This is a genomic window from Marinovum sedimenti (assembly GCF_054052205.1).
The window spans coordinates 743,818-760,760 of sequence record NZ_CM133223.1 but is presented as its reverse complement, the minus strand read 5'-3'; the positions used below and the strand labels follow the sequence as shown (position 1 = coordinate 760,760).

The window sequence follows — 16,943 nt, the reverse complement described above, 5'->3', positions numbered from 1 at the left end:
TTTCCGGCCAGTTGTATCAGGAGTATTGCGCGCGCGTATTGGTCCACTTGCCCAGCGCGGCACTAGCGTTCTCCGGGAGGTTCGCTGGGTCGTCCTGCCCGTCTATGGCGCGCTGCGGCCTTGCGGCAAGTTTCAGTGCAGTATCGGGCGTCGATCCGTTTGTGCGCGCCTATCAAATCCCCGCACCGGGCGCAGTTGCGCTGCGCTGCCCCGTAAAGCTTGCAAAGCCGCTCAACCCGGCGTCGGGTCAGTGTGGCGTTCTGGCCCGAATAGACGCACCATGCTATTCTGCAAAAGGGCGGGTCCAGCGCCTCGATCCAGATCGAGCCTTGGTCTGAAGATTGGTTCAAGTAATCTTCTTTTCGTGTCGGCATGTCCGTTTTTCCACTTATTTTTAACGGGTCCGGGCGTTGGAAACGTTGGCGTTTTCCGACTGGCTAGTTGCCCGAGCAAGTGACGTGACAGTGGCGGCCATCCGGTTCCGTTACGCTCACATGCCAGTCGGTCCGGCAACAGACTGCGCATGTAGGCGGCGATAAGGGCAGGCCGGAACAATCGTGCTGCACGGCGGGCCGATATTGCCCGCCGCTTTCTATTCTCGGCGCGGCAAGAGCCGCTAATCCCGCTATTTCCGCTAATTCTTCACCATCACTGGCAACCTTGGTTTCCGGAAGCTTCGCCAGTTCGGCTTGCACATCAAACCACATCGCTCACGTCCCTCACGATTTGCCAAGCCGCCCTGCGCGCTTTGCCGCGTACAATCGCCCCGGCGTCCAAGAGGTTGATCCAGCCATTGCGCTCCAGCACGCCCAGCGCCTTTTCGGCCAAGGGCGTCTCGCGCAAGGCGTTTGGGCCGAATTGCACCACGTCGCTTTTCACGATTTCCAAGTGCGGCCAACTTTCCAGAAGCCATTTGCGCAGCGCTTCCGCCCGGTCGATTTCCTGACTGACGTTCGCCGCATCGGCGAGCCTGACCGCTTCGGTCAGGTAGAATTGCGCAAGCGCGATGCCATTTGCCATATCGGTCGCCGTGATGGATGCCGACTGCACATCCCGCCACAGCGTCAGCACGCCCGCAATGCGCGCCGCCTGTTCCGCTGCTTTGCTGGCATAGCCAGTGACGTGTGATAGGTCGCCGTTCCCGGCCTGTGCCTTTTCGATGGTGTCAGAAAAGCCGATCAGCAAGCGTTTAGCATCCGGGGCGAGCGGCAGGACGCGCGGCGTCAGTTCCCGTGTTTCTTCGTCCATCGGCAGGGGGGTATCGAGAATGGCGCGCAGGCGATGCCCAAAATCCGACAACGGCGCGGCTTCATGCCTTGCTTGTGCGTGCAGTCGCGTGCCGATGGTGCTGGGTGGTTCACAGATCAGAAAGCGCGGAAGAAAGCCTGTATCTGCTGCCATACGGTCAGCCATGAACGCCCGCGCGACAGAAGGCTGCACCATCAGGTGTACAGCAAGCCGTCGCCCGAACAAGGCGGCATGTCCATCGCCTGCTCGCGTGCGCCGTATCGGGTTGCCTTGCCAAAGGTCATTCAACGCGGCCAAGGTCTTTTGCCGATTGTCGCTGTTCATGGCATGACCGCCGAGAAACTGCCCGCCTTCATCGCTGAAAATGCCAAGGCTAGGCTGCCCATGGGCGAAAAGCCGTGTCAGCCCCTCGAATGTCGGTTCGGTCACTGTCCGATCCGCACTGGGCGGTGCGGCGGGTTCACGCCCGAGCGCATCAAGATCCGCCTGCGCCGTAACACGCTTCTCGCCCTTACCTTTTTTGGCTTCTGCCAAGATGCGGTCGCGTTCACCTTTCCAAAGCGCCTGCGCGTTCAGCCAGCTTTCGGTTTCGCCGCGCTGCGAGTGTGCCTGTTCCCGCTCATAGTCGCGCAGCGCTGCCATCAGCGGTCCGTCGCAGCTTGATTTCCGCTCACCGCTTCGCGCGATGGTTAGCGCATAGAGCGAAACCGGGCGCGCCCCGCCCAGCGTTTCCACATCGGCAAAGCCCTGCACCGCCAATGACGCTACGGCCAGTGCCGATGCGGCAGGAATTGCCATAGGTGCCTGCGCCATGCCTTGTACGGCTTCGACGGCGGGTTGCAACGGCCCGAGATTGGCAACGGGGTAGGGCGCGCCGGGGGCAATCTCGCGCACAAGTGGCTGCGGTCCTTCGGGCGCGAAGTTGATTGGTTTAGGAGCGTTCATCAAGGCCCCCTTTCATTGTCAAAACATCGTTCCAGTCGCGCCTGTCTGGCGCGGGCAAAAGCGAAACCCGCCATCCCGACGCGTGCGCCCGTTCGGCAAGCGCATGAGCTGCCGCGCGGCCTTCCGGGTCGCCGTCAGGAGCGAGTGTTAGTTGCCCCGGTCGTTGCGGTAGGATCAGCCCGCGCATCCCCGAGGTGGACAGTGCGGCCCATATGGTCGCGGGCGCACGCAGAAGCCCAGAGGCAAGCGATAAGGCGGTTTCGATGCCTTCGGCTACCACCAACGCGCCGGGGTCACTTCCAAGCCTGACCGCGCCGCCAGCGACCGCCCCCAGCATCATCCTAGAAGGGTCGAGCGCGGCTTTCCCCGAGCCCTCCGGTAGCAAGTAAGTGCGATGCACCGCAAAGCCGTCGCCGCCTTCCACCAGCGCCACCAGCGCCGGGTGTCGGGTGGCGGTTGGCCCATGCCATGTGCCGGGGTGAAAGCGAAGCGTTTCCGGTAGGGCGCAGGTAATCCGCCGATTGCGCAGGTATTGCGCCGCGATGGTTCCGGCGATTGGCAGGGTTTCGTGCCAGCATTGTGCTGCCTGCCGCGCCCGCTTTTCTGCCGCGCTGCGCTGTTCCGCATCTCGGCGTGCCTGTTCTTCAGGCGGGGGCGGCAAGTAGTCGCCCGGGGTAACGCCCGCTGCCGCCAGTATTTCCGCGAAGTTGCAATGGGTTTTCTTGCAATGCGCCAGCAAGCGCCCGTCGCGGGTATCGGCCAAGGTCAAAGCGTTCTGGCCCTTGCGCCGTTCCGGCTGGCAGATCGGGCAGGGGGCGGCACCATAGCGCCGATACCATTTACCGCCCAAGTTATGTGTTAGAACGCGTGCATCAACCATTGCCAGCCCCCCAAATGAGTGCGGCGAATGCCTGTGCCTGTGCTTCGGTCAGCCCGTGGCACCGCATCAGCAGGCGTATTTGCAGCCGTCTCATAGCGGGTTTCCTTGCATAGGGGCGCAGAATCGCATCATTGTTGCGGTATGAGGGTAGCAATATTGGTTCTTGCCATTTCTGGGAGTCCGGCCAGTGCACAGGACGGCAACTTTCTTTTTCGGCAGTGCACGAACAATGCAGTCGATTCCAAGGCGATGTGTGCTGGATTCGTGGGAGGAGCCGCTGGGCTTATACCATATGCACCGTTGTATTCCTCGGCGGTTTGTCTCCCAAGCGGTGTAACGTACCCGCAAATGGTAGACGTCGTTATTGCGTTTCTGCGTAACAACCCGGCACGCCGGCACGAATTCGCTTCCCCTTTGATAGCTAGAGCTCTGGCCGAGGCTTTTCCCTGTGGATAATGTCATCTCGCACCGCCCTTCACCGCTGGGGCGGCCTGACAGCGCAGCACATAGCGGGCGTGATACCCGGCAAATTCGCCGCCGTGCGCTTCGGTGATGGTTTCAATATCCACGCCCATTTCGCGCAGGTTATAAACGTAAGCTGCCCAGCGCGGCGCGGGCTTGGTGATCGGCGTGCATCCCTGAGAACCGGCAGTTCGCAGGCAATCGAGCGCCCAGCGCGTGCGGCCTGATACCTTGATGCAAAAAGGGTCGCCAGCGTTCGGGGTCACGCAATAGGGCGTGCCTCTGCCGGGGCGATGTGTTACTTTTCGGGTGCCTTCCGCAGTCGCTTGGCTAGGCATTCCGGCCCCGGTTGCGCCCGCCAGCGCGCCGGGGTTATCAATACGGTCCATCTGTCACGCAATCCGTGTTTCGCGGGTTTGGAGCCATGCGGTCACGTCGCTTTCGCGCCACGCGACAAGACGCGCGCCCAGCTTGACTGGCTGCGGAAAATCTCCGCGCTTCATCCAGTCGTAAAGCGTTGAACGGGAAAGCCCGGTGCGAGCTTCGACCTCGGGGCGGCGAATAAGCTTCTCAGCCATATCCTAACCTTTCCTTCTGGCCGCAACGGGGTTGTTGCGGCTTCTGCTGGAAGGTTAGGCGCGCGCGGGAATAGCCTCATGGGTAAGGTTTCTTAGCAATACTACCCACTTTTCCGCCTTCGGACTTCTGTATAGATCCGCTTGACAGTTTCATAGCTACGCGGGCTTGGCAGTCCCGCCGCCTTCGCCGCGTCGGCTATGGCGTCAAGGGCGCTATGCGGGGCACTGGCATCGTTTCGGAAGACCGTCAGTCCGTGCTTCGCTAGTTCAGTGACTTGGTAGTATATCAACTCGTTGCGTTTTAGGTCGCCCCAAGACTTGGGGCGCTTGCCCGGCGGCTGAATTCTTCCGAGGCATACACCGCCGAACCATTCCCGAAATGCTCTCGGCTGCATGTCCAATGAACGGGTCTCCATAGACCGCAATCCGGCGGCTCGCAAAATACAGAATACTTCCAAATTGTCAGCGGCGCTAACTAACTCGCGATTAAGGGCAGGTCTCGGAATGCAAATCGGTTGGCTGATGCTATTGTCGGGAGCAATACTCAATTGTGCTAGTTCAGCGCCATCGATGTGTTCAAGTGCAGTATGGAAAAGCGGATCATTGACGCCGCTTGGGTCCACTTTAAATCGTTGTCGGAAGTTTTGAAACTCGCGTGCACAGTGCTCGACCGCCTGCGAATATGACCATTCTTCATTTGCATTCGCTGGGGCCACGATATGCATGTCTAGGCAACCTGGTCCGGTAAGTTGGTCTTGGGTGTTGACCCCTACTTTTGTCACATGACGAGTGTGTATTGGAACGAAAACCACCAACCACTGGTCATATGGAAATATTTGGGTGTCGTGCGACGGCAAAATTCGCGCCCACCATATCGCCATTAACGCGATTCTCCAAAGTTCACGACATTTCCAACCTGTGCTGCATCACTACGAAGAAACCCCACCCAAGCCGCCATCATGTCTCGCCGCCGTTCCAGCATGTCGCTGCGCTGATACGCTCGTTCCACTTCGGAGCCGATGAAATGCGCCAGCGCGATTTCTGCCATGTCGCGAGGATAGCCTTGCTCTGCCGCCCATTGGCGAAAGGTCGAGCGCAGCCCGTGCGGCACCGCCGGTCGCTTGCTGGCTGGGTCAAGGTAGCCCGGGTCGCCTGCCTTTACTTGAGCGTCTTGTAACCGCCGCATGACTGCAGAAACAGACATATCGGACAGCGTGCCGCCGCGCGGCGCAAAGAAAACATAGGGCGAGCCATCGAAACGCGGCAATTCTTCAAGCAATCTCACGGCCTCCAATGTGAGCGGCACCCGATGGGGCCTGCCGTTCTTCATCCGACCCGCCGGTATGGTCCAGACGGCGTGCCGATTAGCAGGGTTAGCGGGATTAGCTGTCTCCCCGAGGTCAATTTCATCCCATGTCGCGCCTCGAACTTCACCGGACCGGGCGGCTGTCAGCGTCAGAAACTCTAGAGCGCGGGCTGCCATGCCGTCGCGCTTGCCGAGGTCTGCCCACCAGCGCGCCACATCGCCTAGTGCCAGCGCAGGTTGGTTGAATGATTTCGCAACTTTTGCGGGTTTCGGCAGGATTTCAGATAGATTGCCTTTCCACCGCGCCGGATTGTCGCCCGTTCGGTGCCCCGCTACCGTTGCCCATGACAGAACGTTTTCGATCCGCCCGCGCAGCCGCTTTGCGGTCACTGTCTTGGTTTGCCAGATCGGTTCCAGCACGCGCATTACATCTTGCACGCCAATATCGGAGACACGTTTGCGTTCGAGGACCGGCACGGCATAAGTGTCGAGCGTCGCGCGCCATTGCTTGCGGTGCTTCTCGTTGCGAAACTCGGTCAGCTTCGCAGCAAGGTAGGTATCCACCGCCTTGGCAAAGGTCAGCCCGTGCCGCGCCTTGTTCTTTTCGGCCAGCGGGTCGCCGCCAAGAATTGCCTGACCGCGATACTCAAGCGCCAACTTGCGCGCCATCGCCAGTGACACGGCAGGCGGGCTGCCCAGCCCGAGTTCGGTCCGTTTGCCGCGAATTGTGATGCGCTGCACCCATTGCTTCGCGCCGTTCTTGGCAACGCGCAGAAACAAACCCTGTCCATCGAAATATTTTCCGGGTTCGGTGACGGTATCCACAAAACGCGACGAAAGCGCCTTGGCCGGTTTCCTTGGTGCGCGCTCCATCTCATCCCCCAGATTATCCCCCACAAGTACGTGGATTGCCTCGGATTGTGCCGGAATCTGGCGAACAAGGAAAGCAATTTAGTGCCATATTTTATTGAGTTATTCTGGATGTGCGCGGATGGTTCCGGAAGTCAGTAGGGCGGCCTCACTGTCCGCCATAACGCTTTTTGAAGCATCATCTCGGTCTGCGTGTGGCCCAATTGATTGGCGGTTTCTGCGGGAGCACGTTTTGTACGGGCGCGCGATTGCGTTTGGTAACTCGGTCAGGACGTGAGAGGGCGGTGGGCAGCGGAAAAAGCAACTGCCCGGCGCCCTCCTGTGCCGCCTATTTCCAGACAACCGGCGTAACATAGGCGATTTTGTCGTCGACGCTGACCATCACATCGCCGTCCTGAATATTCACCTGCAACTTCATCGCGCGGCTCGCCAGTGTCGCCAGTCCGCTAGTGTCGCTTTCGGACAGGTTGACCACCGAGAGATTGTCAAACCGGGTGGTGCTGTTCTGGATCTTGTCCCACCACATCTCGGCCGTGCGGCCGCCGTAAGGGTAGACAACCACTCGGTCCGCCTTACCACAGGACTGGCGCACAACCTTTTCGCTCGGCAGGCCCAAGGCGACCCATACTTCAAGCTCGCCGCTCAGGCTCTTTTGCCAGATGTCGGGCTCGTCGTCGGTCGACAAACCCTTGGTCATTTCCAGATGCTCATGCGCATTCAGGGCAAACGCCAGCAGGCGCACCATCATCCGTTCATCCGTTTCCGACGGATGTTTGGCCACGGTCAGCTTGTGCGTCTCGTAATAGTGCCGGTCCATATCAGAGACGGAAAGGTCGACTTTATAAATAGTGGATTTTTGCGCCATGATATGCCCTGAAATGGTAAAGATTGTGTTGCCTAATGCTTTGGGCGGCGGTGTGAAAGCAGATAAAATTTTCAGCGAACTGTGGCGGGGGTCCGGTTGACCGCGCCGGCAGCGCACCAGAGGCCAACTCTGTGAGCCTGGCGCAATCAAAACCGGCCCTTTAGAACGGCCATGACAGTTGCACCGGCTTTCTGCGCAGGGCGTCGATGACCGGTGATCCGCGGGTCTCGTCCTGCGCGCGCAGCACGACCAAAGCCGCCGCGCGGGCGTCTTCGCCAGCGTCGTGGTGGTGGAAGTCGAGGCCCAACACCTGCTTGAGGTTGGCCAATCCGTGGCCGCCATTGCCTTTCAGCTCGGGCCAGGCCGCGCGGGCGATGGTCACGCTGTTGTGCCAGCTCAGGCGAGGGCGCGGCAGGCCGTGGGTGTCGCAAGCGGCGTCAAGCGCGCGTTCATCGAACCGGCTGTGTTGCACCATCGGGTGCCGCGCCAAAAGCGGCCGCATCCGGGGCCAGATTTGCGCAAAGGTGGGTGCGTCGCGCACCGTTTCAGGGCCAATGCCGTGCAGATCGATGTTGAACGGCGCAAAGGACATCTGGGGGTCAACGTAGGTCGCCCAAGTTTGAATAGCGCCGTCGTTTTCGACACAGGCGATGCCGATCTGACAGATGCTCGCGCTGTCGCCGCAGGCGGTCTCGACATCCAGTGCGATAAATTGGAAATCGCCGTCGGGCAGGTCGCGGGTCATCTCGGCGCTCCGTCTGTTGGGCGGCGGCGGCGCAATGATTGCGGTATTGCACCCGCATCCCAGTTTCAAAGGATAACCACCGGATGTCAAATGACTTGCGCGATCCGGGCCGCGGGCCACGACCCGGCGAAATATCTGATTTGCAGATGTAATTTCAGACGGATACGGTGACCTTGATAAGAGTTTCAGAGGTGTTCCCAGTGCGTTTTATCCACACAGCCGACCTTCATCTGGCCAAACCGTTCGGGCGGTTTGACGAAGACACCCGCGCCGCGCTTCGGCTCGCCCGGCTTGAGGCCCTGAAACAGATCGGAGAGGCGGCCCGCGCCCATGCTGCGGATCTCGTGCTGATCGCCGGCGATACGTTTGACGCCGAGGCACCCCCGTCAAAGATCGTCCAACGCGCGCTCGACACTATGCAGCGCTTTTCCGAGGTGCATTGGGTGCTGATGCCGGGCAATCACGACAGTCTGGCCGCCGTCGACCTGTGGGAGCGGATCGAGCGGGACAGGCCCGACAATGTGACGCTCGCGCTGACGCCTGACATCATCGAGATTGGCGAGGATGTGGCGATTTTGCCGGCGCCGCCCAGCGTGCGCAATCCGGGCGTCGATCTGACCGAGTGGATGACGGGGGCGGACACCGGGCAACGGCTGCGGATCGGGCTCGCGCATGGCGGGATCATGGAGTTTGGCACCGAAGAGGGCACGATTGCGGTCATTCCGCCGGATCGCGCCGAGCGGTCCGGCCTCGATTATCTGGCGCTTGGCGATTGGCATGGCCAAAAGTCGATCACCCCGGCGACGTGGTATTCTGGCGCGCCGGAGGCGGACGGGTTCAAAGGCCATCCGCCGGCGGGTGTGCTGTTGGTCGATATCGCGCGCTCCGGCGCCAGCCCGGTGGTGACGCCGGTGCCAATCGGGCGGTTCGACTGGCAGGCGCTTACGCTTGATGTCCTCGCAGGCTCTGACCCCGTGGCGCAATTGAGCGAGGCTTTGCCGCGGTCCAACCGGGACCGGGTGCTGCTGCGCCTCACTGTCACGGGCCGTCTGGGGTTGCTCGAACACAGCGATCTGCGCGACACCTGCGCGCGGATTGCCGATGATTTTCACGCCTTCGAGGTCTCATGGGACGGTCTGGCGATTGAGCAGGTGGTGGATGATCTGAACCTGATTGCCGAGGGGGGCGCATTGCGGGCCGCCGCCGACAGCCTGTTTGCGGCGACCGATCTGCAGGGGCGCACCGCCGAAGATGTGCAGATTGCACAGATCGCGCTCACCCATCTGTTTCACATCGCACAAGAGGAGACCGGGCAATGAAGCTGCGCACTCTCGAACTGACAAACGTGCGCCGGTTCGCCGGTCAAAAGGCGCAGCTTGGCCCGTTTGGCGATGGGCTGACCACCATCACCGCCGAAAACGAGTCGGGCAAATCGACGTTCTTTGACGCGCTGCATGCGTTGTTTTTTGTGGCGCATAACTCCACGGCGCAAGAGGTGAAAAAGCTACAGCCTTATTCGGGCGGGGCCGTGTCGGTGGCCGCAGAAATCGAGGTTGATGGGCGGAATTTCCGCATCGAAAAGACCTTTCTGGCGCAAAAGTCGGCCAAGGTTATCGATGTGGCGACGGGGCAGGTGGTCAAACAGCAGGGCGATGCCGAGGCGTGGATCGAGGACAATATCAACCGGGCCAACAAGGGGCCGACTGGTTTGCTTTGGGTGCGCCAAGGCGCGATCCACGTTGATCCCGAAGGCAAGGACAGGGATGCCAGCAACGTCGCCGCCCGGCGGGATCTGATGTCGAGCGTGCGCGGCCAGATTGACGCGGTCACTGGCGGGCGGCGCATGGACGTGATTGTGGAACGGTGCCGTAGTGAACTGGCGGCTTTGGCGACCAAGTCTTTGAAAGCAAAGGCCGGAAGCCCGTGGAAGCAGGTTGAGGACAGGGTTGACGAGTTGCAAGAGCGCAAGGCGCGGCTTGAGGCGGAGGTGGCCAGTCTGTCCAAGGCGCTTGAGGTCAAGCGGCGCACCAAAACGCGGCTGAGAGACCTGCAAGATCCCGCAAAACAGGCGGAGCGCACGCGCCAGCTTGAACAGGCTTTTGAGACGCTGCAACAGGCCGAGCAGCATGACAGGAGCGTCACCGACGCGGACAAGGCTCTGCGGATTATTGCGGCCGAAAAGGACCGGTTGCTCCGCCTGATCAAAGACATCACCGATGCGCAAGACCGGCGCAACCAGCTTGCGCAAGAGATTTCGGAGAAGCGCGGCGTTGTTATGGGCATCGAAGCGGCGCAAAAGGATGCGGATCAAAAGCTCACCGAGGGATTGGCCGAGATCAAACACTGCGAAACCGAGCGTCGCGGGCGTGCGACTGCGCTGAAAGACGCCCGCCTTGCGCAGAAAAAGCGGGTGAAATGGGCCCGCATGCACGCCCTCGCGGAGCTTTCGGCAAGCCTCGTGGCACCGCAAATGAAATTGGCCGAGGCCGAAGCCGTCCTGCATGGCCCCGATATTGCGCAGAGCGATCTCGATCATCTGGGGGATCTCAGCCGGCGGATCAGCATCGCCAAGGAACAGCGGCGCGCGCAATTCGCCAGCTTTACCATCCAGCCCTCCGGCACCGACAGCGCCACGCTTGACGGCAGGGCCGTGCCGCCCGGCGAGATGACCCTGATTGATCGCCCGCTGGATGTGCACATCCCGAATTTTGGCGAGGTCTGCCTGCGTCCCGCAGCGACAGCGGGGCAGGGGATCGAAGACCCCGAGGCGCTTCAGGCCGAGTATGACGCGGCGTTGGCGGGGTTGGGGTTCAACACGCTGACCCGCGCGCGAGAGGTGTTTCATGCGCGCGAACGGGCGGCAAACGACAAAGAGGTGGCCTTGGCGATGATCCGCGGTTTGGCTCCCGATGGGACCGACGCGCTGACGGAAGAGTGGCACGCGCTTTGCGCCGACCTTGGGCACCCACCGGAGGAACAGCCGCCTGCCGCCGCGCAGGAAACAGGGCCCACGGCGGAGCAGATCGAAGACGACATCGCGCGGCTTGACGACAGGCTCGACAGCCTCAGAACCCAGAGCGAGGCGCTGCAAAAACGCGCCACGGAGGCGGCGGGCAAGGTGGCCGAGGCCAACGGGGTGTTGAACCATCTGTTGGCCGAGCAGACCGCCGCGGCGAAACCGGAGGGCGAAGACAGCCAGCTTGCGGCGCTTGAAACCGCGCGCGACGGCGAGGTTGAAAAGGAAACCTTGGCTGCGCAGACCCTCGCGACGTTGAAACGCGACGCCCCCGATCTGGAGGTGGCGAAATCAGCGCACAACCGGCTGCAAAGCGCGGTGAAAGGCGATCAGGATGAGATCAACCGGCTCGAACGCGAATTGGCGCATGTCAACGGGGTGATCGTGACGCAATCCGAGGATGCGGTCGAAGAAAAGCTGGCCGAGGTCAACGAGCAATTGGCCCGCGCGACAGAGCGCGCGGCGCGGTATGAAATGCAGGCTAAGGCGCTGACATTGCTGATCGACCACCTCGACACCGCGCGCAAAGACGCACAGGAAACCTATTTCGAACCGATCCGCACCGAGCTTCGCCCCTTGCTGGCGCAGTTGCACGCCGGGGCTGAATTCGAGCTTGATCCTGAGAAGATGCTTGTTGGCAAGATCATCCGAAATGGCATCGAGGATGACGTGACTGTGCTGTCGGGCGGGGCCTATGAGCAGATTGCGATCCTGACCCGTCTGGCCTTTGCCAAGCTGTTTGCCAAGCAGGGGCGGCATGTGCCGGTCATTCTGGATGATGCGCTGGTGCATACCGATGATGAGCGGATTTCGACGATGTTCAACATGCTGTCGCAGGTGGCCCGCGATCAGCAAATCATCGTGCTAAGCTGCCGAACCCGCGCGTTTTCCGATCTTGGCGGCACCCGGGCGTTCATCGAAACCGAGGCGGTTTGACGGAGCTGCGACGCTGGGGGCAGGGTGCCGCCAGCGTCGCAATTTACACAGGTTTCAGGCCGGGGCCGGGTCGCTGCCAAGCTTTTGCCCCGTCATCCAATTGTGCACCAGCAGCGCGGTGATCAGCGCCGCCCCGGCGATTTCGGCCGTCAGGCTGGGCCAGAAAATCCCGATCATGCCGGGCAGCACCAGCACCCGCGCCCAAACCGGCATCGGGCCAAACAGATAACCCTCCAACGCTGCCGCAAAGGCGGTTAGCGCCAGAATGGCAATCGCGCCGTTCCACAGGACCAGCGGCACCGGACCGCCTTCGATGATCGACGGGTTGAACACCATGAACAGCGGGATCAGGTACAGCCCTTTGGCGTATTTCCACGCCTGCACCGAGGTCTCCATCGGCGAGGCATTGGCAATTGCCGCGCCAGCAAACCCCGCCAAGGCCACAGGGGGTGTGACGTTGGAATCCTGGCTCCACCAGAACACCACCAGATGCGCGATCAGGATCGGCATGCCGAATTGCTCGGTCAGGGCCGGGCCAACGAGGATGATCAGCACAATATAGGCCGCCGTGACCGGCAACCCCATCCCAAGGATCAGGCTGGCAAGCACAACAAGCAGCAGGGCCAACAGCAGGTTGCCGCCTGAGAATGCCAGCATCATTGCCGAGAATTTCAGCCCCAGCCCGGTCAGCCCGACAACCCCCACAACGATCCCAGCCACGGCGCAAGCCATCGACACCGCAACCGCGTTGCGCGCACCGAGTTCCAGCGCCTCCAGCGTTTTGGCGACCCCGGCTTTGGTCAGCGCGATGAGGGCGGGCATCGTCGGGCCATCGGCCACAAACTGCATCAACCCGCGCAGCGCCGCCGCGCCGATCACCGCAAGGATAGCATAGAACCCGACGCGCATCGGCGAATAGCCCGCCACCAGCAAAGCGACCAGCGCCACCAGCGGCAACAGGAAGTGCCAGCCCTCGGCCAGCACGTCGCGCACCTTTGGCAACTCGGACGCGGGGATGCCTGTCATCCCCTGTTTGACGGCGGCAATATGGACCAACAGGTAGACCGCGCCGAAATACAGAAACGCCGGAAAGATCGAGACCATGACAATCTCAAGATAAGGCACGCGGGTGAATTCGCTCATCAAAAAGGCACCGGCCCCCATCAGCGGCGGCATGATCTGACCGCCTGTCGAGGCCGCAGCCTCGATACCGCCAGCCTGCGCCGGGCGATAGCCGAGCTTCTTCATCAGCGGGATGGTAAAGGCGCCGGTGGTGACCACATTGGCAATCGCCGAGCCCGAGATCGACCCCATGCCAGCGCTTGCGATCACCGCTGCCTTGGCCGGCCCGCCGCGCTGCCGACCGGTGGCGGCATAGGCGAGGTCGATGAAAAACTTGCCCGCGCCGGTGACTTCGAGAAAGGCACCAAACAGCACAAAGACAAAGATAAAGGTCGCGGCAACCCCGAGCGGCAGGCCAAAGATACCCTCGGCTCCCAGCGTCATCTGGCTCGCCAAACGCTCAAGCGTATAGCCGCGATGGTTGAGGATGCCGGGCATCAGATCGGCGAGGAACGGCAATTCGCCCCGGCTGCCGGCAAAGGCATACAGGATGAATGCGCCGCCGATGATCGTCATGCCAAGGCCAATCGCGCGGCGCGCCGCCTCGAGCACCACCAGCGTGGTGATGATGCCAACCGTCACATCAATGCTGCGCGGGATGATGGCATTGGCGATGGCGTCGATATTGGCGGGCACCCAATAGCCCACCAGAATACTACAGCCGATCAAGGCTCCGTCGATGGCCCAGCCGATCACGCCACGCGGGCGGGTGCCGGTCACCGGATACATCAGAAAGCACAGCACCAGTATGAAACCAAGGTGGATGGGGCGCTGAAAGAACAGGCCAAGCGGCTGGATCCCGGCGGCATAAAGCTGAAACAGCGACAGCGCGATCCCGACCACGGCGATGGCCCGCAGGATAATCGGCGGTTGGCGATCCACGCCGGGGGCCTTCACGTCATGGGTGTCGGTCATTCTGTCGTCTCCGGTGTCAGTGCGATGCGCACGCGGGCGCGGGGGGCGAGGGCCGAAAGCGATATGCTGCTGCCCTGTGCCACAATCCTGTGGTTCACCTTCATGGTTCCGGGGCGCAGCACATAGGCATCGCCCGGCACAGGTTCGTCGATATCTTCGATCCAATAGCCGCCCTTGCCATCGGACGTCTGCCGCCCACGGCCAACAAGATGGCCCAGACCGGCGGCAAAATCAGGTTGATGAGAGCGGGTAAGAACCATGCGGCCCTGGCGGTTGCGATAGCAATCCTGCACCTCGAAACCCTGCACCGAATGATGCCAGTAAATGCACCAGCCGTCGCCCTCGGGCACGGTCAAGCGGGCAATCTCGGTGCCATCCGGCAAGGATGCGGTCAAAACCTCGGCAAAGGCGGGCGACGCGGAAAGGAAGAGGGCCAAAAGCCCCCTTCCGAGTTTGTCGATCACGGGCGCAGGGCGTCCGGGATTGTCGCACCGATTTCTTCGTAATAGCGCAGCGCACCGGGATGCAGCGGAACCGGCGTGGCGTTCATCGAGAAGTCCACAGTGGTTTCGTTGGCTGCCGGGTGAACCGCCTGCATGTCGGCAATGTTTTCGTACATCGCTTTGGTGATCATATAGACGGTGTCTTCGTCCATCTCGGAGGACACGACCAGCACGTTGGGCACGCCCACAGTCGAGACTTCGGCGTCAACGCCCTGATACACACCGCCCGCCAGCTTCAGCGGCGCAAAGGTCGGATCGGCGGCATCGGCTGCGGCGACCTGCTCATCACTCAGCCCGATCATGCGGATCGAGTTGGTGGTGGCAAGGTTGAGGATCGACGAGGTCGGGGCCCCAACGCTCCAGAACCCGGCGTCAATGTCACCGTTGTTCAGCGCATCGCCGGTTTCGTTAAAGTTCAGCCGCTGGGCATCGAAATCGTCGAACGACAGGCCGTTGGCCTCAAGCAGGGTGCGTGCGTTGACCTCGGTGCCCGAGCCCGGCGCGCCGACAGAGACGCGCTTGCCTCTGAGGTCATCGATGGTTTCGATGCCACTGTCGGCCAGCGTCACGATTTGCAGCATGTTGGCGTAAAGCGAGCCGACGGCGCGGATCATCGGCAGTTGCTGACCGTCGAAACGGCCAGTGCCGGAATAAGCTTGCTGCACGGTGTCAGCCAGACCAATCGCCAGATCGGCGTCGCCAGTCGCGATCAGGCCCATGTTCTCGACTGAGGCACCGGTGACTTCGGCGGTGGCGCTATAGCCTTCGACGTGGTTGTTGATCACTTCGGCCAGACCGCCGCCCATCGGGTAATAGACCCCGCCGGTGCCGCCCGTGGCGATCGAAATTTGCGTCTGCGACAGCGCAGGCGAGGCGGCCAGAACGGCGGCGACGGCGATAAATTTGGTAAGTTTCATGGTATTCCTCCCGGTTTGTTATTGCCGGCCACCGTACATCGCGAATTGATTAAATCAAGCCGAACTGGCCGGTGCGGTGCAAAAGGCAGCGCAGCATCAGGAGGCATCTGCGATAGGTCCCGCAAAACTGCGGAGCCGCTGAACCCAGCTGTCTTTTTGGGCGGGTCGCCAAAGACCGCCTCCTTATTGCCCTCTCCTTATTGCCCTGGCATGACTTTCTTGCGAAGCGGTTCTTGCACCTCCTCGGCGGTGGGCGTCGGCCAGTCGAAATAGTCCAGCGTTCCGGCATAGCCGTTGCCACCCATCCGCCCCAAAGCATCAAGCTTTTCATGGTCGGAATAGTAGGTGCTCGGGTCGATGATGTCTTCGCGGATATGCGCGCGCACGATCCGCCCTAGGATGATTTCGCGGGCGGAACTGACGGCGATGCCGAGATAGCGTTCGCATTCAAACGCGACCGGAGCCTCGGCGATACGGGGGCAGGCGACCCGGTCGCCCGGCGCGGTTGTCAGCCCGGCCATTTCGACCTCATCCACCTCTGGCGGAAAGTTCGCTGCGGTCACGGCCATCGCTTTCACATTGGCCCGGTCGACGATGTTCACAGTAAAGCAGTTGGTCATGCGGATATTATAGGCGGTGTCCTTGAAGCTTTTGTCAGGCTTGTTTTCGACACCCAGCGCGAGGATGGGCGGATCGGCAGACAGGCAGTTGAAAAAGGAATACGGCGCGGCATTGGCGATGCCGTCGGGCGAAATCGTGGTGACCCATGCAATAGGGCGCGGCACGATGGTGCCGATCATGACTTTATACGCCTCACGCGCGGTGAGATCGGCGAAATCAAAGGCGTGATAGCCTTGGTGTTTGGTCACTGGGCCAGTTCCTTGCCGTAATGTGAGAGGATGGATTGGATACTATCTGGCGCTGAGATAAGCTCGGCCCGGCCCGCAACGGCCCCCAGATGGTGCTCCATAAGGCGGATGGCGCGGGTGGCTTCACCAGCGCGGATCGCCTCGATAATCTGCGAATGCTCGTCGACGGCGCAATCCGAGGAATGGCTGCGGGCATAGAGCGACATGATCAGCGAACAGCGCAGCACCACCTCCGAGACATAACGGGTCAGCACCGGGTTGCCGGTCAGCTCGGCTAGGAGCACATGAAATTCGCCCGCGAGGCGAATCGACACCGGCCCGTCCTTGCCTTTGACCGCCTGTTCCTGCCGCACATGCGCCTCAAGCCGGTCATAGCCATTGCTTGGCATCCGCGCGCAAAGCAAGCGAATGACATCATTTTCCAGGCAGCGACGGACCTCAAACACATGTTTGGCCTCATCGCGCGACGGCTCGGCGACAAAGGCGCCGCGATTGCGCCGCGTCACCACAAGGCCCTCATGTTCAAGCCGCACCAGCGCATGGCGCACGATGGTCCGCGACACGCCGAATTGCTCGCCCACGGTATCCTCGGGCAGGCGCATGCCGGGTTTCAGCGCCTGCTCGATGATCGCCTTGCGCAGCAGGTCGTGCACAGCGTCGGTCAGCGTCGTTTTGTTGTCACTCATGGTCCTGCCTGCCTATCAAATTCGCACAATCATTATCGTATTCGATTTTATTCGTCAATTGGATACAATTTGCTTGATGG

Annotated in this window: 16 protein-coding genes; 3 read left to right on the top strand and 13 right to left on the bottom strand. The window is 61.3% G+C overall.

The features are described 5' to 3' along the window. Nucleotides 1–696 precede the first annotated feature (696 nt). Nucleotides 697–2,193: a YfjI family protein gene (locus tag ACW9UO_RS03675; protein ID WP_457087633.1), complete on the bottom strand. Its 1,497-nt coding sequence runs from the start codon at nt 2,191–2,193 to the stop codon at nt 697–699. Then, nucleotides 2,180–3,073: a DUF7146 domain-containing protein gene (locus ACW9UO_RS03670; RefSeq protein ID WP_457087632.1), complete on the bottom strand. Its 894-nt coding sequence runs from the start codon at nt 3,071–3,073 to the stop codon at nt 2,180–2,182. The genes ACW9UO_RS03675 and ACW9UO_RS03670 overlap by 14 nt, the downstream gene beginning before the upstream one ends. A 141-nt stretch (nt 3,074–3,214) precedes the next feature. Here ACW9UO_RS03670 and ACW9UO_RS03665 point away from each other — a divergent pair, with 141 nt between their 5' ends. After that, entirely contained in the window at nt 3,215–3,529 is a 315-nt protein-coding gene (locus tag ACW9UO_RS03665) for a Rap1a/Tai family immunity protein (RefSeq protein WP_457087631.1), read from the top strand. Nucleotides 3,530–3,531: 2 nt separating this feature from the next. Here the strand turns inward: ACW9UO_RS03665 and ACW9UO_RS03660 are convergent, their stop codons facing one another. The 6 genes from ACW9UO_RS03660 to ACW9UO_RS03635 form a co-directional block, all read right to left on the bottom strand. Beyond that, nucleotides 3,532–3,924 carry a winged helix domain-containing protein gene (locus ACW9UO_RS03660; RefSeq protein ID WP_457087630.1) on the bottom strand — a complete coding sequence of 131 codons (393 nt, stop codon included), beginning with the start codon at nt 3,922–3,924 and terminating at the stop codon, nt 3,532–3,534. Between the two features lie 3 nt (nt 3,925–3,927). Then, complete coding sequence (locus ACW9UO_RS03655; RefSeq protein ID WP_457087629.1) at nt 3,928–4,113, bottom strand: helix-turn-helix transcriptional regulator; 186 nt, start codon at nt 4,111–4,113, stop codon at nt 3,928–3,930. A 101-nt stretch (nt 4,114–4,214) separates the two neighbouring features. After that, on the bottom strand, nt 4,215–4,838 hold the full coding sequence (locus tag ACW9UO_RS03650) for a hypothetical protein (RefSeq protein ID WP_457087628.1): 624 nt from the start codon (nt 4,836–4,838) through the stop codon (nt 4,215–4,217). Nucleotides 4,839–4,993: 155 nt separating this feature from the next. Beyond that, nucleotides 4,994–6,292, bottom strand: coding sequence for a tyrosine-type recombinase/integrase (locus ACW9UO_RS03645; protein WP_457087627.1), 1,299 nt, complete (start codon nt 6,290–6,292; stop codon nt 4,994–4,996). 325 nt (nt 6,293–6,617) lie between these two features. Continuing rightward, entirely contained in the window at nt 6,618–7,154 is a 537-nt protein-coding gene (locus tag ACW9UO_RS03640) for a YaeQ family protein (RefSeq protein WP_457087626.1), read from the bottom strand. Nucleotides 7,155–7,314: 160 nt separating this feature from the next. Then, the gene (locus ACW9UO_RS03635) at nt 7,315–7,899 is read right to left on the bottom strand and encodes a 3'-5' exonuclease (protein WP_457087625.1); all 585 of its coding nucleotides are present in this window, start codon (nt 7,897–7,899) and stop codon (nt 7,315–7,317) included. A 200-nt stretch (nt 7,900–8,099) separates the two neighbouring features. On the opposite strand from ACW9UO_RS03635, the gene ACW9UO_RS03630 reads away from it, so the two are divergent. Further along, the gene (locus ACW9UO_RS03630) at nt 8,100–9,218 is read left to right on the top strand and encodes a metallophosphoesterase family protein (protein WP_457087624.1); all 1,119 of its coding nucleotides are present in this window, start codon (nt 8,100–8,102) and stop codon (nt 9,216–9,218) included. Continuing rightward, on the top strand, nt 9,215–11,851 hold the full coding sequence (locus ACW9UO_RS03625; RefSeq protein WP_457087623.1) for an AAA family ATPase: 2,637 nt from the start codon (nt 9,215–9,217) through the stop codon (nt 11,849–11,851). The genes ACW9UO_RS03630 and ACW9UO_RS03625 overlap by 4 nt, the downstream gene beginning before the upstream one ends. 54 nt (nt 11,852–11,905) lie before the next feature. On the opposite strand, the gene ACW9UO_RS03620 is transcribed toward ACW9UO_RS03625, so the two are convergent. The 5 genes from ACW9UO_RS03620 to ACW9UO_RS03600 form a co-directional block, all read right to left on the bottom strand. After that, complete coding sequence (locus ACW9UO_RS03620; RefSeq protein WP_457087622.1) at nt 11,906–13,888, bottom strand: TRAP transporter permease; 1,983 nt, start codon at nt 13,886–13,888, stop codon at nt 11,906–11,908. Beyond that, complete coding sequence (locus tag ACW9UO_RS03615; protein ID WP_457087621.1) at nt 13,885–14,325, bottom strand: DUF1850 domain-containing protein; 441 nt, start codon at nt 14,323–14,325, stop codon at nt 13,885–13,887. The genes ACW9UO_RS03620 and ACW9UO_RS03615 overlap by 4 nt, the downstream gene beginning before the upstream one ends. Nucleotides 14,326–14,348: 23 nt before the next feature. Then, nucleotides 14,349–15,308, bottom strand: coding sequence for a TAXI family TRAP transporter solute-binding subunit (locus ACW9UO_RS03610; RefSeq protein WP_457087620.1), 960 nt, complete (start codon nt 15,306–15,308; stop codon nt 14,349–14,351). A 197-nt stretch (nt 15,309–15,505) separates the two neighbouring features. After that, a complete protein-coding gene (locus ACW9UO_RS03605) occupies nt 15,506–16,177 on the bottom strand; it encodes a flavin reductase family protein (protein WP_457087619.1) in 672 nt (223 codons plus the stop codon). Further along, complete coding sequence (locus ACW9UO_RS03600) at nt 16,174–16,863, bottom strand: GntR family transcriptional regulator (protein WP_457087618.1); 690 nt, start codon at nt 16,861–16,863, stop codon at nt 16,174–16,176. The genes ACW9UO_RS03605 and ACW9UO_RS03600 overlap by 4 nt, the downstream gene beginning before the upstream one ends. Nucleotides 16,864–16,943: the final 80 nt, after the last annotated feature.